This window comes from Cognatiyoonia sp. IB215446, from assembly GCF_033963825.1.
GTDB lineage: Bacteria > Pseudomonadota > Alphaproteobacteria > Rhodobacterales > Rhodobacteraceae > Yoonia.
Window position 1 is genome coordinate 17181 of sequence record NZ_JAXBMD010000013.1, and the last position, 19479, is coordinate 36659.

General features: G+C 55.4%; 22 protein-coding genes and 1 pseudogene. 8 read left to right on the top strand and 15 right to left on the bottom strand.

Going from position 1 to position 19479, the window contains the following annotated elements:
• Positions 1-111: 111 nt before the first annotated feature.
• Both SLH49_RS21970 and SLH49_RS21975 read left to right on the top strand, forming a co-directional pair.
• Entirely contained in the window at positions 112-477 is a 366-nt protein-coding gene (locus SLH49_RS21970) for an XRE family transcriptional regulator (protein WP_320271286.1), read from the top strand.
• Positions 467-1036: an ImmA/IrrE family metallo-endopeptidase gene (locus tag SLH49_RS21975; RefSeq protein WP_320271287.1), complete on the top strand. Its 570-nt coding sequence runs from the start codon at positions 467-469 to the stop codon at positions 1034-1036. Before SLH49_RS21970 ends, SLH49_RS21975 begins: the two co-directional genes overlap by 11 nt.
• A gap of 397 nt (positions 1037-1433) precedes the next feature.
• Here SLH49_RS21975 and SLH49_RS21980 read toward each other — a convergent pair whose 3' ends face one another.
• The 13 genes from SLH49_RS21980 to SLH49_RS22040 all read right to left on the bottom strand — a co-directional run bounded on the left by SLH49_RS21980 (position 1434) and on the right by SLH49_RS22040 (position 11488).
• Positions 1434-3293, bottom strand: a complete 1860-nt coding sequence (locus SLH49_RS21980) for a hypothetical protein (RefSeq protein WP_320271288.1) — start codon at positions 3291-3293, stop codon at positions 1434-1436.
• Between the two features lie 9 nt (positions 3294-3302).
• Positions 3303-4418: a phosphatase PAP2 family protein gene (locus SLH49_RS21985; protein WP_320271289.1), complete on the bottom strand. Its 1116-nt coding sequence runs from the start codon at positions 4416-4418 to the stop codon at positions 3303-3305.
• A gap of 131 nt (positions 4419-4549) precedes the next feature.
• Entirely contained in the window at positions 4550-4891 is a 342-nt protein-coding gene (locus tag SLH49_RS21990; protein WP_320271290.1) for a hypothetical protein, read from the bottom strand.
• 12 nt (positions 4892-4903) lie between these two features.
• The gene (locus tag SLH49_RS21995) at positions 4904-5467 is read right to left on the bottom strand and encodes a hypothetical protein (RefSeq protein ID WP_320271291.1); all 564 of its coding nucleotides are present in this window, start codon (positions 5465-5467) and stop codon (positions 4904-4906) included.
• A gap of 61 nt (positions 5468-5528) precedes the next feature.
• Positions 5529-6893 carry a TIGR02594 family protein gene (locus SLH49_RS22000; protein ID WP_320271292.1) on the bottom strand — a complete coding sequence of 455 codons (1365 nt, stop codon included), beginning with the start codon at positions 6891-6893 and terminating at the stop codon, positions 5529-5531.
• Between the two features lie 88 nt (positions 6894-6981).
• A complete protein-coding gene (locus SLH49_RS22005) occupies positions 6982-8523 on the bottom strand; it encodes a hypothetical protein (RefSeq protein ID WP_320271293.1) in 1542 nt (513 codons plus the stop codon).
• A gap of 547 nt (positions 8524-9070) precedes the next feature.
• A complete protein-coding gene (locus SLH49_RS22010) occupies positions 9071-9271 on the bottom strand; it encodes a hypothetical protein (protein ID WP_320271294.1) in 201 nt (66 codons plus the stop codon).
• Positions 9272-9403: 132 nt separating this feature from the next.
• Complete coding sequence (locus SLH49_RS22015) at positions 9404-9586, bottom strand: hypothetical protein (protein WP_320271295.1); 183 nt, start codon at positions 9584-9586, stop codon at positions 9404-9406.
• Positions 9587-9609: 23 nt separating this feature from the next.
• Positions 9610-9960, bottom strand: coding sequence for an IS66 family insertion sequence element accessory protein TnpB (gene tnpB / locus SLH49_RS22020; protein WP_320271296.1), 351 nt, complete (start codon positions 9958-9960; stop codon positions 9610-9612).
• Positions 9957-10391 carry a hypothetical protein gene (locus SLH49_RS22025; RefSeq protein ID WP_320271297.1) on the bottom strand — a complete coding sequence of 145 codons (435 nt, stop codon included), beginning with the start codon at positions 10389-10391 and terminating at the stop codon, positions 9957-9959. Before SLH49_RS22025 ends, tnpB begins: the two co-directional genes overlap by 4 nt.
• 50 nt (positions 10392-10441) lie before the next feature.
• The gene (locus SLH49_RS22030; protein ID WP_320271298.1) at positions 10442-10849 is read right to left on the bottom strand and encodes a relaxase/mobilization nuclease domain-containing protein; all 408 of its coding nucleotides are present in this window, start codon (positions 10847-10849) and stop codon (positions 10442-10444) included.
• Entirely contained in the window at positions 10846-11130 is a 285-nt protein-coding gene (gene mobC, locus SLH49_RS22035; RefSeq protein ID WP_320271310.1) for a plasmid mobilization relaxosome protein MobC, read from the bottom strand. The genes SLH49_RS22030 and mobC overlap by 4 nt, the downstream gene beginning before the upstream one ends.
• A 67-nt stretch (positions 11131-11197) precedes the next feature.
• Positions 11198-11488: a hypothetical protein gene (locus SLH49_RS22040; protein ID WP_320271299.1), complete on the bottom strand. Its 291-nt coding sequence runs from the start codon at positions 11486-11488 to the stop codon at positions 11198-11200.
• 296 nt (positions 11489-11784) lie between these two features.
• Here SLH49_RS22040 and SLH49_RS22045 point away from each other — a divergent pair, with 296 nt between their 5' ends.
• Genes SLH49_RS22045 through SLH49_RS22060 form a run of 4 tightly spaced genes read left to right on the top strand, consistent with a single transcriptional unit; the run spans position 11785 to position 15717 of the window.
• The gene (locus SLH49_RS22045; protein ID WP_320271300.1) at positions 11785-13209 is read left to right on the top strand and encodes a circularly permuted type 2 ATP-grasp protein; all 1425 of its coding nucleotides are present in this window, start codon (positions 11785-11787) and stop codon (positions 13207-13209) included.
• Position 13210: 1 nt separating this feature from the next.
• Positions 13211-14152 carry an alpha-E domain-containing protein gene (locus SLH49_RS22050; protein WP_320271301.1) on the top strand — a complete coding sequence of 314 codons (942 nt, stop codon included), beginning with the start codon at positions 13211-13213 and terminating at the stop codon, positions 14150-14152.
• Entirely contained in the window at positions 14153-14950 is a 798-nt protein-coding gene (locus SLH49_RS22055; RefSeq protein ID WP_320271302.1) for a transglutaminase family protein, read from the top strand. It begins immediately after the preceding gene.
• 35 nt (positions 14951-14985) lie between these two features.
• Positions 14986-15717: a peptidase gene (locus tag SLH49_RS22060; RefSeq protein ID WP_320271303.1), complete on the top strand. Its 732-nt coding sequence runs from the start codon at positions 14986-14988 to the stop codon at positions 15715-15717.
• 10 nt (positions 15718-15727) lie between these two features.
• On the opposite strand, the gene SLH49_RS22065 is transcribed toward SLH49_RS22060, so the two are convergent.
• Positions 15728-16342 (bottom strand): TetR/AcrR family transcriptional regulator, encoded by a 615-nt coding sequence (locus SLH49_RS22065; protein WP_320271304.1) that lies wholly within the window; start codon positions 16340-16342, stop codon positions 15728-15730.
• A 132-nt stretch (positions 16343-16474) separates the two neighbouring features.
• On the opposite strand from SLH49_RS22065, the gene SLH49_RS22070 reads away from it, so the two are divergent.
• Together SLH49_RS22070 and SLH49_RS22075 are read left to right on the top strand one after the other, a co-directional pair.
• Positions 16475-16939 carry a (2Fe-2S)-binding protein gene (locus tag SLH49_RS22070; RefSeq protein WP_320271305.1) on the top strand — a complete coding sequence of 155 codons (465 nt, stop codon included), beginning with the start codon at positions 16475-16477 and terminating at the stop codon, positions 16937-16939.
• 2 nt (positions 16940-16941) lie between these two features.
• On the top strand, positions 16942-19104 hold the full coding sequence (locus SLH49_RS22075) for a xanthine dehydrogenase family protein molybdopterin-binding subunit (RefSeq protein ID WP_320271306.1): 2163 nt from the start codon (positions 16942-16944) through the stop codon (positions 19102-19104).
• 119 nt (positions 19105-19223) lie between these two features.
• On the opposite strand, the pseudogene SLH49_RS22080 reads toward SLH49_RS22075, so the two are convergent.
• Positions 19224-19325, bottom strand: a pseudogene (locus tag SLH49_RS22080) (IS5/IS1182 family transposase); the annotation flags it as partial.
• Positions 19326-19479 lie beyond the last annotated feature (154 nt).

The following is a 19479-nucleotide window of genomic DNA, read 5'->3' on the forward strand; positions in this document are numbered from 1 at the left end:
CTTTTTAGCCATTGGCTATCCTTTCATTTGCTAGAGTGACTTTGTGTTGCTAGTTAGCAATTACTGCATATCTGATTCGCGGATAATTGCAATGGTCGAACGAGAGGTCATATGTCGAATTTTTTTGATGCTGAGGGGTTCTATGCTGCCCTCGACGCTATTCGCAGAGATCGTGAAGTTTCATGGAAGAAAGTCGCGGAGAAGGCCGAGGTTTCGGCATCAACACTGACACGCATGGGTCAGGGGAAACGGCCTGACGTCGACAGCCTCGCTGCCCTTGCTTCCTGGTCTGGCTTGGACGTCAGTCAGTTCTATCGCTCAAGCACTGCGCCGACAGCGCGGAAAGATACGCTCGCTGAGATCACAACGCTGCTACGGGCAGATCGCAACATAAAGGGCGAAGATGCTCAGACCATGGAGTTGATGATTAAGACGCTGTATGAAGACATGAGGAAACGTCGGGCGGATGGCGCATAAGTTCCGATATGGGTTCAAGGCCGAGGCTGAGCGATACGCGGAAGACTACCGGCATGAGCTAGGCGTCAAATCACATGCGCCGCTTTGCCCGAGACAATTGGCAGATCATCTGTGCGTCCCGATATTCGGCATCAAAGGCAACGCGGCTTTGCCTAAAGACATTTTGAGTTATTGGGCAAAACACCCTAAAGATCCTTTTTCGGGGCTGATCATTGCGGATGGTAGCTACAAAGAAATCCACCACAACGATTATAGCCATCCCCGCCGACAGAACTCGGATCTAGCGCACGAATTGGCGCATATCATCCTCGGGCACGATATGGACGCACCATTGAAAGAAAACGGTGAACGCGCCTACGACCGCGATGTGGAGGAAGAGGCACGGTGGTTGGGTGCGGCGCTCCTATTACCGAGGAAGGCGACAGTCTTCATGGTTTTGAACGAGTATACCCGACCAATGGTGGAAAATGAATACCAAGTCAGTTGGGATATGTTCGAGTATCGCGTTCGAGTGACCGCTGCGAAGCGTGCAGCGGAAAACATAAGAAAGGCGGGCTGAAGTCCAAACATCATGGCTACCAATAGTAGGGACTAGCTTGAGAGGGCGCGCAGCACACGCCTTCCATGCAGTCATTCATCGATACAGCGTCGAAGGCGTCAGAAGAGCCCAATTTACCCGTTAGACAGAGTGCGGCGATTGTCCGCAATTTCGGATGAGCAAAAAAATTGCATCCAGTTTTGCCCAGGGTCTATGGCTCGGCTTATTGTTTAAGATTAATTGAGCACTCTTGGCAGAACGATTACGGTCGATTGGGATGCAGGATTGTTCGTGGAATCTGTCCGCGGTCAGAACCCTCCCGGTTGATTCCTAAACATCTCAAGGTACCTGATTTGCAAAAAAGAAATCGTCAAGTGTATTTGACGTGTTAGCAGGCGTGTTTTGTCTTTTGAGACAACTACGTCCGATAGAACCATGATGCAGCCACGGAAGTCCCGCTTACGCGAAACGTTCGCTGGCCTCCATTTCCGACCGCTTTTTCCCCGATGTTCGGACGCCCGTCATCAACAAGAATGTGTCTTGTCGGCAAGTTCGCTCGCGGTTCAGGTTTTCCCGAATACCATGCCGCTTCCTCGACGCCACCAAATGATTGTTTTGCGCCGAAGGACTGAACACGGGAGGCGGTTGCGAGGACCGAGATCGTCCCGGCCCGTCTGATCGGGCTGGCGTTCCCCGTGTCGTCGGGTTTGTATGCGCCTGTAGGCCCAAATATTCGGTAGGCGGGGTGCCGGAAATAGCTCTGCCGTCGCGGAGCCCACGTGCCCAACAAATCAGGATTGTCGTCGCGCAGTATCCATAATTTTGCGTCAGTGACCTTCTTCTTTGCCGTAACCTTCAACTCCCAGTCTCCGAATGGCGCGTTGACATCGTTCGGCTCAAGACGCGCGGTTGGTATTAGGCTCAATGTAAGTTCATGAAGCAGCCCTGTGCTTGATACGTGAAAGCGATGGAGAAGTTTCCCGATCACATCTTCGCCGAGCTCGATATCGGTCGCAAACTTGTTGCCCGCGATGATATTTGTCACACAGCGATCGCCCGCCGGCGTGAGCAGTTCGAGATTGATTTCAGGAGGCCCGTCTTGCGCCCAGATCATATGGAGCGTGTTGAAGGAGTGATCGTCAGGCGGCAGATGCCAGATCACCGTTTCAGCCGTCTCGTCGGCCTCGAGACCACCCATCAGCCAATGCACTTGGTCTTGCAAATGGTTACCTGCTGGTACCGAGACGTTTACGTTTTCCGCCTTGCCTCCAAGCCCTGACAATTTCAGGTCGATCAGTTGTGCGGCTCCGTGCGAGCCGTCATGGGGTCCGCCCAGAAAACCGTAGGGGAATACGATGTAGACCGGAATTGGATTGACCTCTTTGTTCCAGTATTCCTCGGTTAGGCGCAGTGCCGCCCCTATCGTCGCGCTGGCGACCCCTGCAAGATACTCTCCGCGCCGGTCAAGAAGGACATCGGCAGGCAATTCGATCCCAAAAAGGACGTGATCGTCCCGGTCGAAGTCAATCCGGTCGATGTGGCGCCGGTCCGCGAAATCGGCCATGGCGGTGCCATGCCAGAAGTCGTCCATGCCGATTCCACGCCATGGAGCCTCCCAAACCGGATTTGCCTCTTCGGAAAACACGCTGTGTTTGAACCGCTCTTTGTACCGGGGGTCGCTAGCCAAGTCCCGCAGAACCCTGGCGTTGCCGTTGGGTTGATCCGACACTCTGCAGAGCTCTTGGATTTCTCCACGTTTGAGCGGTTCACTTGTCGTCGGCGGCACCGGCGGCGGACCAGCGGGCCGCTCGTCAAAGGAAAATATCTCGATCTGCGCAAATCGCGAGTTCTTCCCCGTGCTGTCGCGAAACCGCGTGTTCCAAAAAGCGATCCCGGCATCAATGACCACTGTCACCGCCTTTGTGCTGTCGGTCACAAGCCCCGCCTCTGCGGTTGGCATAGGTAACGTGTAGTGCTGCGCCTGCGTAGTGACCGGCGGGCCCAGAAATACATCCGTATCAAGGGGTAGATTGTTCTCTGACAACCAAGCGCCGATGTCCTCTCGAAGTCGCTGCGTTCCATCCTGGTCTCTGGGGAACTCACTTAGGGTCAGGACCGGCAATTGGGATGGCCCGGGGGCAGAATCCTCAAGGTCCACGTCCCGCTGCAAAAGTGCAGCCGGGGCGAACATCGGGAATGTGTCGCCGCTGCGGTCATTGTCCAGAGCTAGGGCGAGGGGCAGGTAATTGACAGGTAAATTTGGAAGTTGGTCGGCCATTGCGATCTCCTAAACCTTGCCCAGTTCTTCTTTTACTTCGCCTGCGATCCAGGCGAGAATACCGGACAGCTTGTTTTTCGTGGTCAAGTCGTCGACCGGCTCGTAACGCACGGGAGCCTCATGCCAAGCGTATTCGATCAAATCGGATTTCAGATTGGCGCGATCGTCATCGTCTTGCTCACCCTTAGCGAATTCCTTGGCGTCGAAAACTAGATCTCGAGGCCTGTGGTTGTCGTCGACTGGCCAGTACAATGTTCCCTGGAAGAGCTTCTCGAGCATTAACGCTGCTAGGACGTCGCCCAGAATGGCTCCGGCGTGGTTATCGATCGGAATGTGGACGCCCGCAAAGCTGCGATTATCAGCGATCCGCGCGGCCAGTTTGCGCAATGCCAGAGGACTAGAGCCGCTAACGTAATCCGGCTTCGGACTGATGGCATTGATTACGGCCGCAAGGCCGAAGGCCTCGGTTGCGTGCCCACTGGGAAACGAACTGTGCGCCGGTGTCTGGATGATCGGGGTGATTTGCCGCGAGAACATGTTCGGGCGCGGAATCGAGAACGCGTGTTTGATTTCGATCTCGATTTCGAAGATCGCATCGTGGATCGCGTCGAGCAGCACCGCCGTCCAAGGCGCGGTTTGCTGTGAGATTGGGACGGCAGTGCCGAGGAAACTCAGTATGTCTTCTTGCTGCAACACAATCTCAGCGATGCGGTCGTCCCGGTGCCACCGACGGGCGTGCAGATCTTTGAGCTGCGCGTTCCAAGGGAAATCGGGCTTGGTGAAAATCAGACTCAGTTTCTGCGAGCCCGAATTGATTACAGCCTTTGGCGCATTGGTATTTGTTGTGTCCAATGTGTACGAAAGCCCGGCCAGCAGCGCCTTGACCAGCAAATGATTCCGGTGCCGATCGTTGAGCCGGCGGTATTGGTTCTGCGCGACCGGTTTGGGCAGTTCGTTATCGACTGTGTACCAAGCGTCGTTCAACGATGCTGCCGACGTGTCCAGAGCATCCGACAGGAACGCAGAATTGTCGTCGCCCAGATGCGCGAGTTCGTTGGCATCGAAAGAGGATTTGTTCGACTTGTTGGATTTGTTCGACTTGTTCGATTTATTGGCGATTGACATATTGGCCCCCTTTGAATTGCCGAAATAATGTGCCCCAGACTATGACTTCAAACCCCTCTCGGCATGAAATCTAGCACAGGCTGTATGCCGCGTCCCAATTCATCTCGCCTGACAAGTTGGGACGCGAATGATCACAGCAGCTTGAAGCCAATGGCACCGTTGACGAAGTTCTTGACCTCGCCGAGAACGGCATTGATCAGTTTTTGCGCCGCGGCCAGAAGCAGGACACTGGTCATTGCAATCGTGGCGGCCAGGTTGTTACGCGCCACACGCAACAGCGTTCGCGCCCCGGTCTTGGACACCTCGCCGGATAGGGCAGCCTCGGCGATATCGCGGATGCGCCCGGCCAGGACGCGCAGTTCATGCGCCACGACCGATTTGATATTGGTCCATGCTTCGCCGGCAATTCCCGCAGCGGTATTCACGAGACGCGTTCCAAGTGTGCCGACGTTCAAGTCAGATAGTCCAGTCATTTCAACCTCCAATTATTTCTTTGCGTTTTCGGTGATCAGCGCGACCCGCACTCCATCAGAGATCAGTTCCCTGAAAATCTGAGCGCCCGGGCCCCTCAGGGACCCCTCAGAGCGATGAAACCCTTCAAGCTCGCGCTGGTTAGCCAAAACGGCACGCAAAACGATGCTCGAGCAGTCGCTCTCGTTTTGGTTCACCGAGATCTGCGTGTTAGGATCGATCGCGTCGATTGCATCATCGATCACTGACGTTTCGGCAATGAAACTCAGAACAGTATCGGACGCGTTTCCGAGCTTGGAGCATGGCGTGCGGCCGCCTTGTGCCTCCGCGCGTACGACTAGGTTTGTAAGACTTGCGCTTGTGTCCTGATAGTACTTCGAGATCGGCTGACCATTATATGTCCCCGTTGCAGGCGCTCCGGTACGCTCCATTTCAGCCATGAACTGCAGCGTTTCGACATGGTATTTGTTCAAGCCCTTTTCGATCTCTGGGTCATATTCAGGCAGCAGCCGAATTGGACCGCAGGAAACCAGGACAAGTCCCAATAGGCATACGGCAATTCGCTTTATGTTAGTCATTTAACTTCTCCTTTTTGACTGTTGGCAAAACGGCCAGGTCCGTGGCCCAGCGAGCTATCAGCTAGCTGGCACGCCTTATGGACAGCAGGTCGTAGCGCTGGCCGCCAAGTGATCCGGATTTCGGGTAGTTTGCGATACTCACGCTGTTTGACTGATTGCCGCCGAGGATCGTCAGCGTGTCATCCCGCGCGTTCACCAAGAAACCGACATGTCCGCCGGCTTTCGGCGTCCCGTCCCGGGCGGTCCAGCGACGCTTGAAGACCGCCACGTCTCCTTCTCGCGGATCATCGGTGGTGTCGTATCCCCAGCTCTGATCGTGCCAGGACATCGCCCATTTACTGTCCGTTCCAATTAGGCCCGACGACTCGACACAATAGTTCACGAAAGACGAGCACCAAGGAACGGCGTCGGCATCACCGTGGCCAGTGCTGGCATGATACAGCAAGATCCTGGGGTTATTGCGCCTCCCTGGGAATTCCGAGACGTTCTCGGCAAGCTCCAGCTTGGCGATTTCATAGGCTGTGGCTCCGGCTGGATAGCGTGGCGGTAAAGCGCCAGCGAGTGGCACGAGATATCCCGAGTGCATATACCCATCGGTGACTCCGTCTCCTCGAATGTCGGTTCGCAACCAAACACCGTCCAAACCGAGGCCGTGAACGATCGCGCCATGCGGGATTGTCTCGACAATGTCGTAGTCCGTGCCGGGCCCGCGTCGTAGGTTCAGCCCATTGCGAGCATCGACGGCATAGGCGACCGAGTTCGCCGCTTCGACCGTCACCCGATGGGTCGATCCGTTGACCTCGAATTGCCCGAAATCGGGAAAAGCAGCGCTCACGATGTTGCCATCGTAGCTAAAGGCATTGCCCGGCCAAACGCGGGGCATTTTTTGCAAGAGAGCCCAGTCCTGACTGTTCACCATGGCCTGATAGCCGCTCCAGCCAGTGGCCTGAGCCAACCATACTAAATCTGCGCTTCCTTGATTGAGAATATGTCGTGTGACCTTTCCAGACCCGTACACTCCCACCCGGTATTTCCCGGCAAGGGTGGACTTGATGGCTGCAAAATGGTCACCGATCCGCCGGAGATCGCTTTGAGTGACAAAGTCTGAATCGACGGCAAAATAGATAGCGCTGCCCTCGGGCTGTCCGATGTCGGCGGCAATCTCCATTGCACGTTCGGCGTCGTTGGCGCCTTTGGACGTGCTGAAGTCTTGGATGTGCCCGCCTGCTCCACCTCGTTGTTGAAACACGACAGCAATCGCAAGCCCGGCATCGTCCAGAGCCTGCGCTTCGGATCGGGTAACGCGCTTCGTCGGCAGGTTCACATTGCGGTGGTTGTAATACCGAACTACCGCCTGAACCCCAGCTGCTGCGATCTCGGTCGCATGCGCGCTAAGGTCCTGCGCCGCGTCAATAACTTTATACATCCTCTGGAGCCTTTCTGTTGTGTGGCTTCAGAGGATTGGGTCACCGTGATCAAATCGTGATTTTGATGCGGCGGGGTGTATCAGCCGGTCAAAGCCTGGCTTTCAAGTCACCGCCAAGACCTAAGGTTCTCAGCGTTTCCAACGGGTAATCCGGATGCATCAGGCGCTGCAAAGAAAAATCCGGTTCGAGACTGCGGAGTTTTGTCTCAAACCTGGCCGCGTCCGAGTCTCGACCGGCTAAGAGGTTGAGTGTAATCAGGTATCTCAATGCGGGGCGATAGGTAGGCATACGGATGTGACACAGACGGGCATGATCGATCGCCTCGTCGGTGCAACCCAAGCTCAGTGCCGACAAGCAGCATTGCATATCCCAGAAAAAGGCGTTCGGCAGGCCCTTGGCTGACTGCTGCGCCCAATTTGCAAGGCGAAGTCCGCGATCGTACTCACCGCGAAAAAAGCATGCTTGGCTCATCGAATCGAGCGCATAGGGATTCTGGTCGCAGCATTCCAAGGCAAGATCCGATAAATGATGACCGTACTCAAAATCGCCCGCCAGTTTTAACTGAATCTGGGCGGCCAGAGCCAAGACCAAGGGGTTGCTGGGAGCCCTTGCAATAGCGTCACCGGAAAGCTGCTTTGCATATTCAACATTCTCGGGGTCGTTTTCGCCGAATTCCAGCGCATTTGTGAGGCGCGCAAAGCCAAGCCAGGCCAATGCTACCCCTGATACCATCTCGCCATTGACGCTTTCGAGAATGCCGACGGCCTCCTCAATATTGCCTCGATTTCCATCAAACATTTTTTTTGCAGCGGCTTGAATAGCGAAATACTTCGAGGAAAATGGCTTCCTCGCGTTCCTTTGGATGATCGAGGTTACCACACGACCTACGAATTCGGACAACTCGGGACTCTTCCATATTGAGTCAAACGACACAGGAAGCCTTAGCCGCCCGGACCACAGAAACCGCCTATGCGGTTGCGCGAAGACGCCGGTATGAAGAAACCAACTGTCTCCTTCCATCAAGCTTTGAACGTCGATGACAAGGTCCACACCATTGCTTGTCGCGACGCGTTCGCCATCGCTGCGCTCGACCAATAACCCGACATCAGAAAGGCTCTGAAGTCGATCCGAAACCAAACCTGCTGCATACAAGGCTAGGAAGTCTTCGTTGTGACTGCCTGTTGAGTTTGGAACAGAAACTACAACTGTTGTGATATCTGGTCTTCTTATCGGGGGTTGGCGCAATCTATTGGTCTGAGTGTCACCCTGGTATTCTTGCCTTAGGTCACGTATCCAGTTCTCGAATTCGGCGTCCGGTACATCGACGTCCTCCAGGACCTCCGAATTGCTTGACGGTTCTTCGCCAAAGTCGAGCCGTACTGGGCGGGTGAACCAAACGTTTGTTCGATCGGCGCCCAAGAAATTGGAAGAGGGGCCCAGTACTTTTCGGATATTCGACAATGCCCGCCGAAAGCTGGTGCTAGCTTGGTCGGGTGATCTATCGCTCCACAGCTTGTCTTGAAGCCAGCTGCGAGATCGCCGGTTGCTCGGCGCAAACGCGAGCAACGCTAAAAGGCCACGCTCTTTCATGCCCTTAGGCGTCCTGTCCAGGCCGTCATCGTCAATCAAGCGGAAACTTCCGCGAACGTGAATTACGAATTCGTTGACGTCATTCTTATGGGGCATTGCCAAGACAGCACTTTGGAGCTGGGTATAATTAGCACAAAGACGCTCTCTGCGCCAGATTACTGGTCGCGAGCGGCAGAACAATCAAGGTTTAGATTTTTGAACACGACATTGCGCCTATGAATACACGTGCTCCCTTATGACGCATATTTTCGTAAGCAGCTGATTTATTGTGAGATTTTGTTCACCTCGGACAAAGAGAACTTCATTTTGTCACTGAGGCCCCGTTGAGAATCGGCGAGTATTGCCGAATTTCTTTCTGCAATTTGTGGTCCGACTGATAGTGGAGGCTGACCGAGGGAGCCCACCTTTCATTCGTCACATTTTTCGCTCAATTATGAAGTAAATGGAGTTCCCCCGAAGAGATTACATGGTTCTCCTTAAGCTTCACCTAAGCAGCCATTGATTCGATGAGGCCTTTGTCCCGCACTGTGTGAGTGGAGGGGGTGTTCGAGGAAGGGCTGCTAATCATGATCCGCACCAACAGGTATCATCGGTCTGTATCCTTCAAACCCGCCGCCGAATTGATCGGATAGTGTTGGCTCTCATATGCTTCAATGAGTTCTACAAGACGTTCCAGTTCGTCACCCTCTGGCGTATTTTGCTCGGACCCCCACAGTACATCGGCACGTTCAAGTGCTACCGTGAGATCAGAACTCCTTTCGATTTTGGTGATTTCTAATTTTTTCATTGTCTCGAATCCTTTGCAAGCCAAATCATATTTGGTTTGACGCTGAACAGATGTGCGCTCCTGCGCCCCAGAGCGTCATGCATTCTGCTAACTTCTTTGCGCTGGTTAGAAGACAGGGCGCGGGCCTGCCTCCTATAACTCGAAATCAGGACTTTCCCATTCCAGAGTGCCATTTTTCTTCATGCGCCGAACCGCCAACACGCGTGTAAGTCCCTTTTCGATAAGTTCGTCATCGCCGGTTTCGTATGCCTGCATCAACAAGTTTTTCTGTGCCAACAGGTCGTGGCCAAGTTCATAGTCAGTGAGATCCGCCAACAGCTTTGCCTCCTTGCAGAAATTCAAACGATAGCAGGTTTTCTGGTATGACGGGGTACGACACGCTGCCAGTCGAGACCTTCGAACAACGCCTCAAATTGTGATCGGTTGATCGTTATCACACCGTCCGTGATGCGTGGCCAAACAAAGCCGGCACCCTCAATTCTCTTGTAAGTCATCACAAGTCCTGTGCCATCCCACACAATGAGTTTCAGCCGATCAGCCCTTTTTGATCGAAAGATAAAAATTGCGCCGTTGAAGGGGTCAAGTTCAAATTCATTCGTGACGATGGCGGCCAATCCGTCCATACCCTTCCGAAAGTCGACGGGTTTCGAGGCGAGGTACAGTTTGAAGTTGCCTGATTGGGAAATCACGGACCCGCTTCCAACGTGCGGATCAGTTGAGCCAGTTTATCAATCGGATAATTGCATGGCAGCAGGATCTCGCATCCTGCACGTTTGAAAATGATCCGATTTGAAGTCGGTTCGGCAGTTACTTCTTCGTGCTGAACTCTAACTTCCGCAAACGTAGGCGCACTTTTCGAGGTCTGTAATGGTGGCCGTGATGATTTGCCTGGCCCGGCTTTCCGCCATTTGTAGGCGGTCTTATCCGAGATTTGACAGGTTTTCTGCACTTCGTTTATCGACAAATCACCGGACCTCATGCGCTGACCCATGGCGCGTTTGAACTTTGTGGGCCACAGACGGCGGCCATCTTTCCCGATGGGAATGGAGTAGCCGAAGGCGTGGAAGACTTTGTCGATTTTCTGATCACTGGCGAGGTCACCTAACGTTTGAGAGTTCATGATGCCTGTATCCTTTTTTCGGGCACCATAAACTGCGACGAGGAGGCTGATCAGGGGTCAATTAGGGGGTCAGATGCAACGCTTACGATTGCGGTGATGGTCTCGGCATTAATGCGCGACCACACGACATGAGCATGGCGACGGCCATTCTTCTCATGAATGACCATGGCATGGGGTTGGTCAGTGAGCCGGAGTTTCTGGGCGACACGATCCGTCGCTTCCCGAAAACCCTCATCGGTGACGAATGCATCCTCAGGCGGGTTCAGACTGAGCGAAAACAGATACTGTTTACACCGCGTGGCCTTGGCTATGGCGTAGGTTTCATCCAAAGCGCCATGCAAATCGTCGGCCATGAACCCGCTGATTTCGGCCAGTTCAACGTGATCGTTGTCCCGATCATTCATCAGATGATCGGCCAAAGCGCGTGCGCCAGAGCGTTGAGAGGCCACAAGGATCATGGCTTGATCCCCAAGGCCTGCATTAACGTGACACGCATCCATGCGACTTCCGCAATGGCGGCGTTCAGATCTGCTTCCAACTCCTCATCAATGACCAGCGTCCCTTGATTGAGATGCTTAGCGATCTGGTTGAGGTTATTGGCTGTGCGGGTCTCACCCAGTCGAGCTAGAACAGCCGCTGGAAGCTGTTGCTCCGCAACAGGTGGTTTTTTCTCTGCCGGTATGTGGGGGCCTCCGAGGATAAAACCACGGACTTGATATATGACCCAAGTGGCATTGATCCCGCCTGTGCATCAAGTTGCTGGCGTTCTTTAGGGGTAAGGCGAATTGAGAATGGGGCAGGGCGGCTCATGGGCGTGGCCCCCGCAACATATCAGCATGGGGCTTTAGAACATCATGCCAGCGTTCCAGCTCTTCGAAGAGCGCATCTATGTCCGTGTTGTTTAAGTCTGTGGATGGATCACTCTCGCTACTTGCGGCATCTTCAAAATCGGCCAAACTGGAGTTCGAAGATGGTCCGCTTGAGCGCACCACTTTATGTTTCTTCTTGAAGCTATCCAAAAACCTAGAGATCATATAGGTTTGAGGAGTACGAAACCCGTTTTCGCGAGAACAGGCTAACGGTTTTTGAAATACCATTCTAAGCACTGCTTTCTTGATTGTAAGACTTTAGTTCCCCATAGGATTCAAGATCTTAGTGGGATTGCCATGATAAGTTCGAAGATCTCATCGAGGCTATGCTTTGGCCCTAGACAAATTGGGCTGTTTGACTGGGTAGCGGACAAATTCGCACTGTAATCGTCAGCTGTGCAACGCCCACAATTTGGGATCAACGGCAAAAAGCGCATCAAAACGCGCACATTTATCTCCTTTCGTGTAGCGGCGTTGCAAACGCGCTGACTTGCAAACCAATCAAGGGTCGTTATCGTCGGCCCATGGGTAAGGATGTGACGTTTTTCAACGAATTGCAGGTCAACGGGGCGGTAAGAGAGCCCTATCGTAGCTACAATGACTGGTTTGCAGATCAGGACAATGCGCGGCTACAGACCAAGTCAAAAGAGGCCGAAGCCTTCTTTCGGCGCACCGGCATCACCTTCAACGTCTACGGGCAAAGCGATGCAGAGGAGCGCCTTATCCCGTTTGACCTGGTGCCCCGGATACTCTCGAACACCGAGTGGAACCGTCTTGCCAAGGGGATCGCGCAGCGCGTGCGGGGCATCAATGCGTTTCTGCACGACATCTACAACAGGCAAGAAATTATCAGTGCCGGTATCCTGCCGAAACGGCTGATCGCCGAAAACGATGCATTTCTGCCCCAGATGATCGACTTCACTCCGCCAGGCGGTGTCTACACCCATATCGTCGGCACCGACATTGTGCGCACGGGTGAGAATGATTTCTTCGTCCTCGAAGACAATGCGCGCACGCCCTCAGGCGTCAGCTACATGCTCGAAAACCGCGAAACGATGCTGCAGATGTTTCCTGAGCTTTTCAGCAAGATCAAAGTGCAGCGCGTCAGCGACTATCCCAAGAATCTGCGCCTGTCGCTTGAGGCGGCAGCGCCGAGGCATTGCGAAGGCAGGCCTTGCGTCGTGGTACTGACCCCCGGCATCCACAACTCCGCCTATTACGAGCACAGCTTTCTGGCCGACCAGATGGGTGTCGAGCTTGTCGAGGGCCATGATTTGCGCGTGGTGGACGGCCATATCGCGATGCGGACCACCAAGGGCTATAAGGTGATCGACGTCATCTATCGTCGCGTCGATGACGATTTTCTCGACCCGCTCACCTTCAATCCGGACTCGATGCTGGGCGTGCCGGGTATCATGGATGTCTATCGTGCGGGCAATATCACCATCACCAATGCGCCTGGCACTGGTGTGGCCGACGACAAGGCGATTTACAGCTATATGCCTGAAATCGTTGAGTTCTACACCGGTGAAAAGCCGATCCTGAAGAATGTGGAGACCTATCGCTGCGCGGAACCTGAGGCGCTGCAATATGTTCTCGACAATCTGTCTGAACTGGTTGTGAAAGAGGTCCACGGGTCCGGCGGCTATGGGATGCTGGTCGGTCCTGCCGCATCGAAGAAAGAACTTGCTGCGTTCGAAGAGAAGCTGAAGGCGAAACCGGCCAACTACATCGCCCAGCCAACGCTCGCGCTCTCCACCGTACCGATCTTTACCGAGGCCGGGCTTGCCCCACGCCATGTGGATCTGCGACCTTTCGCGCTCGTCTCATCTAGCGGCGTCGACATTGTGCCGGGCGGTCTGACGCGCGTTGCCCTGACCGAGGGCAGCCTTGTGGTGAATTCCAGTCAGGGCGGCGGCACCAAGGACACCTGGGTTTTGGAAGACTGATATGCTGGGAAAAACCGCAGGTGGACTTTACTGGATGTTCCGGTTCCTTGAGCGGGCCGAGAACACGGCGCGCCTGATCGAGGCGGGCTTTCGCATCGCGCTGACACGCTCAAGCGATCCGGTTTCAGAATGGAAATCGGTTATTGTCACCTCCGCCGCGCAAGCGGCCTATGAGGCCAAACATGACGGCTATGACAGCGCCCGCGTCATCGACTTCTTGCTGCGCGACGCGGAAAACCCAAGTTCGGTCCAATCCGTCATCAAAGCCGCGCGCGACAATGCGCGGCTCGTGCGCACCGCCCTGACATCCGAAGTGTGGTCAGCGGTGAACGAAACCTGGATGCTGTTGACTGATCGGCTCAAGCACCCGGTGGCCGAGACGGATCTGCCAGAGGTACTGGCCGCCATTCGGCAACAATCCGCATTGGTGCGTGGCGCTTTGCACGGAACAATGCTGCGCAACGACATTTATGACTTCTGTCGGATCGGCACCTTTGTCGAACGCATGGACAGCACGGCGCGCATTATCAATGTGAAATACTACACATTGCTCCCTTCCCCGTCGCTTGTGGGCAGCCGGATGGACAATGTGCAATGGGAAACGATCTTGCGTTCGGTCTCGGGGCACCGTGCGTTTCGTTGGGCGATGGATGGTGAATATAACGCCGCCAATATCGCGCAGTTCCTAATCCTCGATGGGCGGATGCCAAGGTCGCTGGCCTTCTGTGCGGGCAAGATCGCCGATAATCTGGCCTATTTGGCCAAACAATATGAAGATGAGAAGCATAGCGTCGCGCTTGCGGATGCTTTGCAACAGCGACTGCGTGATCGCAGCATTGATACGATTTTCGATGAAGGACTGCACGAATTTCTGACAACGGTCATCAACGACACTGCCCAACTCGGTCTGCAGATCGAGGATGATTACAGGTTCAACGCCTAGATGCTTCTCAAGATCAGCCACATTACCCGCTACGATTATGACCATCCGGTTGATTACGCGTTACAAAAGGTGCGGCTGCGCCCGCTGCCCAATCCACTGCAGGAGATCGAGGATTGGGATCTGACGATCGAGGGCGGCAAGGTTGAGGCGACATACGCCGATCATTATGGCAACCATGTGGATCTTGTCAGCGCCACGCCGGGGACAAAGTCGGTCATCCTGACCGCGACCGGTACCGCCCTGACCCGCGACGCCGCGGGTATCCTTGGCCGCAATGCAGGACGCGCACCGCTTTGGCATTTTGCACAGACGACACCGGCAACGGTTGCGGGCGAAGGTGTCGAAGCATTGTCTCAGGTGATCGGACAACATGCGACACTGCTTGATGGATTGCATGCCCTCTCAGCGGCGATCCTTGAAAAAGTGCCCTACGAGATCGGCAAGACACATCCCAACACAAGCGCGGAAGAGGCGATCGCCATCGGCCACGGTGTCTGTCAGGACCACGCGACCATCTTTGTCGCCGCTGCCCGCAAGGCCGGTCTACCCGCCCGCTATGTCAGCGGCTATCTTTTCATGCCCGACCGGGTCGATCAGGATGCCAGCCACGCCTGGGCCGAGGCACATCTGGATGGTCTGGGCTGGGTCGGCTTTGATGTCTCTAACGGGGTATGCCCTGATGAAAAGTACCTACGGCTTGCAATCGGGCGTGATGCAAAAGACGCAGCGCCGATTTCGGGACTGCGGATGGGAAGTGGACGCGAGGGCTTGATTGTATCTTTACAGGTCCAGCAGTAAGGCTGTCACATCGTGCAACCGACCAAGGGACCGACATGACATATTGCGTGGGCATGCGCCTGAATTACGGCCTGGTCTTTATGTCAGACACGCGCACCAATGCGGGCGTCGATAACTTTTCGTCGGCCCGCAAGATGTTCACGTGGTCAATCCCGGGAGAGCGGTCGATCACGCTGATGACAGCCGGAAATCTAGCGACGACACAGGCCGTGGTTTCGCTGCTTGAGGAACGCTCCAAGGCGGTTGAGGATCGGGACCCTAGCATCCTGCGCCAATCGACGATGTTTCAGGTCGCGCGCCTTGTCGGCACAACCTTGAAAGAGGTCATCTCCTACAGCAGCCCCACCGGACAAACCGCCGATGACCGCTTTAGCGCGTCCGTCATCGTCGGCGGTCAGATCAAGGGTGGGCAGCCGACGATCTTTCTCGTCTACCCTGCGGGCAACTTCATTGAAATCACAGAAGACTCACCGTTCTTCCAGATCGGTGAGACAAAATACGGCAAACCGATCCTCGTTCGCGCCTATGATGCAGACATGCGCTTTGAGGAGGCGGTGCGTTTGCTGATGGTTTCTTTCGACTCCACCATCAAATCTAACCTCTCGGTTGGGTTGCCGCTTGATCTGCATATCTACGAAAACGACAGCTACCACACGGACCGCCAGCGCAGGATTGAAGAGGGTGACGTGGCCTACACGAAGACCACCGCCGCTTGGAGCAACGCGCTGAAATCAGCGCTGGAGCAGCTAGAGACGTTCGAGATATAGAAAACCGGCTTCAACGGCGATATTGAGGGCCATAGCGTCGCATCATCATTTCAACGCTACTGCTGACAATTTGCGCCATTTCCTCAACTGAAACCACAGGAGCGCCGAAGACCACCGGCCAGAATGCTTTGCCTTTCAGAAGTGCGATGAACTCTTCGGCGGCTTCACGGGGATCGTCAATGCAAAGCTGCGCATCAGCCGCAGCATCGCGCAGCATGGCTTCGAACGACGCCTTATAGTCCGTCTTTTCCTGATTCTCTTCGACCAGTTCGGGGCTGCGCAGCACTTCACTCATGACCAACCGGGTTGTCGCCATGATCTCGGACGAGGTCATCAAACGCCCTTCGGCCTGACCCAAGGCGGTCAATTGGTCCCGGATGTCCCGCCCTTTCTCGTATCGCACATCCAGCGTTTCGGTGAACTTCGCCCAGTGACGGCGGATCAGCTCCTGGAAAAGTTTTTCCTTGCTTTCAAAGTGCTTATAGACGGTCCGCTTGGAGGCCCCAGCGCGGGCTGAGATCCGGTCCATGCTGGCCGCGCTGAATCCGTTCTCGTGAAACTCTGCCACAGCGGCTTGAAAAATCTGCTCGCGCTTTACGTGTATTGGAGAGACGGAATCGTTCATGCGGAGCTTTCGATTACTCATTCAGGATAATGGGTAAACGCGCCGGTTTACAACTATCAAACTGCGACGTAAGGTAAACTCACAAGTTTCCATCCCCACCTAAAGCAATAAAGCCAACAGGAAGGTTTGAATATGAGCATCACACTCAAGCTCAATGGAGTCGAACGCACCGTCGAAACGGACCCGGATACCCCGCTTTTGTGGGTTCTCAGAGACGAGCTGCAAATGACCGGTACGAAATTTGGCTGCGGTGTTGCATCCTGCGGGTCCTGCACGGTGCATGTCGACGGATTTCCAACCCGGTCTTGTCAGGCCTATCTGGGCGATCTGGAAGGTGCTGAGATCACGACCATCGAGGCCATAGGCGAAACCAAGGAAGGCGCCGCCATTCAGCAGGCTTGGCAGGAACTTGATGTCGTCCAATGCGGCTATTGCCAATCGGGGCAGATCATGTCCGCCGTTGGCCTTCTGACAGAAAACCCCAAGCCGACGGTGGAGGACATTAACGACTACATGCACGGTAATGCCTGCCGTTGTGCCACTTATCAACGCATCCGCGCCGGTATCCAGCGCGCATCAGAAATTCTGGAGGCTTGATCATGACTATCAACACGTCTCGTCGTGGGTTCTTGCAAGGGTCCGCCGCCGCCGGTGTTCTGCTAGTCATCGGTGCACGGCCCGATGGCGCCTTGGCTGCAGGCGATGCTGCAGCACAATTGAACCCTTTTGTGAAGATCGGCGCGGACGGTCGCGTCGTCGCCGTCATCAAGCACTTTGAAAAGGGGCAAGGCCCAGCGACCGGTCTGTCAACGCTCATCGCCGAGGAAATCGGCGTGCGGATGGACCAGATCGATTATGAATTTGCGCCATCCAACCCGGAACTCTACGCCAACCTCGCCTTCGGTCAGTTCCAGGGGACCGGCGGCTCAACGGCCATGGCCAATTCCTTCATGCAATACAGGCAGGCCGGTGCGGCGGCGCGGGCAGTGATTATTGACGCGGCCGCCACCGAATGGGGTGTGGACGCTGGATCGCTGGAGATCGTTGACGGGGAAGTCACCGGCGCTGGTAACGCAGCTCCGCTCGGCGATTTCGTCGCGGCAGCGGCTGAATTGACCGCCCCAGAGGAACCAGTGCTCAAAACACCAGACCAGTGGCGCCTGATCGGCAACCCGGATGTGCGGCGTCTGGATAGTGCGATCAAGGGTGACGGCACGGCGATGTTCGCGATGGATGTCTTCCTGCCGAACCAGATGATCGCCATGCTGGCCCGTCCGCCACAAATGGGCGGTCTGGTGACTGGCTTTGACGACAGCGACGCCGAGACAATCCCGGGCTTCATCCGTGCCGCGACATTGCCCAACAATGCTGCAGTTGCTGTCTACGCCGAAAACACTTGGGCCGCGATGCAGGCACGCGATCTGCTCACCGTCGAATGGGATCTATCGAATGCCGAGGATCGCGACAGTGCCCAGATCAAGGACGAAATCATGGCCGCCCTTGATGCGGAAGAGGAGTTCAACGTCCTCAAAAATGACCCCGCGCCGATAGATCAGGCCGCGACAGTCATTGAGGAAACTTTCTACTTTCCACTTCTGGCCCATGCGCCGATGGAGCCGCTGAACTGTACCATCGAAGCCAACGACGATGGCGGCATCACATTGCATGACGGCGCGCAATTCCCGACCGGGCCGCATATGGCACTTGCCCAGATCTTTGAGCTGCCGATGGACAAGGTCCGCATCAACACGATGCTCGCCGGTGGCTCATTCGGGCGCCGTGCGACGCCAACGGCGGATTATCAGGTCGAGGCTGGTTTGGCTTTCGCGATCACCGACCGGACCCGCCCCGTGAAGCTGGTCTGGAGCCGTGAGGACGATATCAAAGGCGGTTATTATCGCCCGGCCTTTGGCCACCGTGTCCGCGTGGGCCTCTCTGAGGATGGTGAGATCGTCGCCTGGGACCACTGCATTGCGGGCCAGTCGATCATGAAGGGTACCGCGTTTGAGGCCTTTGCGGTACATGACGGTGTCGATCATTCGTCGGTCGAAGGTGTCGCTGATACGCCCTACACGATCCCCGGCTTCCATGTCGGCCTGACCGACACGCGGAAGGCCACAAGCACGCTCTGGTGGCGCGCGGTTGGTCATACGCATACGGCCTATGCGATGGAAGTGATGATGGACAAGGCTGCCCGCGCCGCAGGCCGCGACCCCGTCGAATTCCGCCTCGCGCATCTGGGCGACAGCCTGGATGGCCAACGCAAGGCGGCTGTTCTGCGACTGGCAGCGGAACAAGGCAACTGGGGCAACGCCCCTGCCGGTCACACGCAGGGCATCGCGGTCCACAAGTCGTTCGGCAGCTTTGTGGCCGAGGTCGTGGAGATTTCGGGCGATGCAGAGGCTGGCGTTCGTATCGAAAAGGTGACCTGTGCCGTCGATTGCGGCATTGCCGTCAACCCCGACGTGATCAAGGCCCAGATCGAAGGCGGTGTCGGCTATGGCCTCGGCCACGCGATGCGGGACGAGATCACGCTGACCGGCGGCGTGGTCGATCAATACAACTTCCCTGACTACGAACCGCTGCGGATCGGTGATATTGGCGCGATCGAGACGCATATCATCCCGTCCGCCGAAGCTCCTACCGGTATTGGTGAGCCCGGCACACCACCAGCAGCGCCGGCACTAGCCAACGCCATCGCGAATGCTGGAAGGACGGCTGTTACGTTGCCGATGATCAACGATGGCGTTTTATTCGCCTGACAAAACAAAATTGCTGCCGACTATCTGGTCGGCAGCATACCATTCCGGCGTCAGAACAGACTCTGGGTCCGACAATCAATTATTTGCCAGTCTGGTCCGATAGGTTTGCTGCGGCGAGCTAAGCCGTTGCGACTGATAAAGATAATCCCACTCCGTAGCCGCCGGTCTTCAACACGAGGTTTGCCATGGGATTTTGTAAAGAATGGTTCAAAACGCGCCATCTGCGCCTCCGTCAGCCGAAATAGATCGGCTATGTTCACCGCTCTTTCTTGAGTCGTGAAGCAAGCCGCCAACCTGAGATTGTCGGGTCCTAACCCTAGTTGCCCTGTAGCGCGGGTTGCGACACGCTCCGGACGACTAATCAAGGCTTCCGGC

Bases quoted from the DNA above. Each gene is read 5' to 3' on its own strand.
- SLH49_RS21975 (WP_320271287.1), top strand. From the start codon at position 467: ATGGCGCATAAGTTCCGATATGGGTTCAAGGCCGAGGCTGAGCGATAC.
- SLH49_RS21995 (WP_320271291.1), bottom strand. From the start codon at position 5,467: ATGACTAACATAAAGCGAATTGCCGTATGCCTATTGGGACTTGTCCTG.
- SLH49_RS22050 (WP_320271301.1), top strand. From the start codon at position 13,211: ATGCTGGGAAAAACCGCAGGTGGACTTTACTGGATGTTCCGGTTCCTT.
- SLH49_RS22045 (WP_320271300.1), top strand. From the start codon at position 11,785: ATGGGTAAGGATGTGACGTTTTTCAACGAATTGCAGGTCAACGGGGCG.
- SLH49_RS22065 (WP_320271304.1), bottom strand. From the start codon at position 16,342: ATGAACGATTCCGTCTCTCCAATACACGTAAAGCGCGAGCAGATTTTT.
- SLH49_RS21980 (WP_320271288.1), bottom strand. From the start codon at position 3,293: ATGGCCGACCAACTTCCAAATTTACCTGTCAATTACCTGCCCCTCGCC.
- SLH49_RS22075 (WP_320271306.1), top strand. From the start codon at position 16,942: ATGACTATCAACACGTCTCGTCGTGGGTTCTTGCAAGGGTCCGCCGCC.
- SLH49_RS22055 (WP_320271302.1), top strand. From the start codon at position 14,153: ATGCTTCTCAAGATCAGCCACATTACCCGCTACGATTATGACCATCCG.
- SLH49_RS22070 (WP_320271305.1), top strand. From the start codon at position 16,475: ATGAGCATCACACTCAAGCTCAATGGAGTCGAACGCACCGTCGAAACG.
- SLH49_RS22010 (WP_320271294.1), bottom strand. From the start codon at position 9,271: ATGAAAAAATTAGAAATCACCAAAATCGAAAGGAGTTCTGATCTCACG.
- SLH49_RS22030 (WP_320271298.1), bottom strand. From the start codon at position 10,849: ATGATCCTTGTGGCCTCTCAACGCTCTGGCGCACGCGCTTTGGCCGAT.
- SLH49_RS22025 (WP_320271297.1), bottom strand. From the start codon at position 10,391: ATGAACTCTCAAACGTTAGGTGACCTCGCCAGTGATCAGAAAATCGAC.
- SLH49_RS22000 (WP_320271292.1), bottom strand. From the start codon at position 6,893: ATGTATAAAGTTATTGACGCGGCGCAGGACCTTAGCGCGCATGCGACC.
- SLH49_RS21985 (WP_320271289.1), bottom strand. From the start codon at position 4,418: ATGTCAATCGCCAATAAATCGAACAAGTCGAACAAATCCAACAAGTCG.
- SLH49_RS22040 (WP_320271299.1), bottom strand. From the start codon at position 11,488: ATGGTATTTCAAAAACCGTTAGCCTGTTCTCGCGAAAACGGGTTTCGT.
- SLH49_RS21970 (WP_320271286.1), top strand. From the start codon at position 112: ATGTCGAATTTTTTTGATGCTGAGGGGTTCTATGCTGCCCTCGACGCT.
- SLH49_RS21990 (WP_320271290.1), bottom strand. From the start codon at position 4,891: ATGACTGGACTATCTGACTTGAACGTCGGCACACTTGGAACGCGTCTC.
- SLH49_RS22060 (WP_320271303.1), top strand. From the start codon at position 14,986: ATGACATATTGCGTGGGCATGCGCCTGAATTACGGCCTGGTCTTTATG.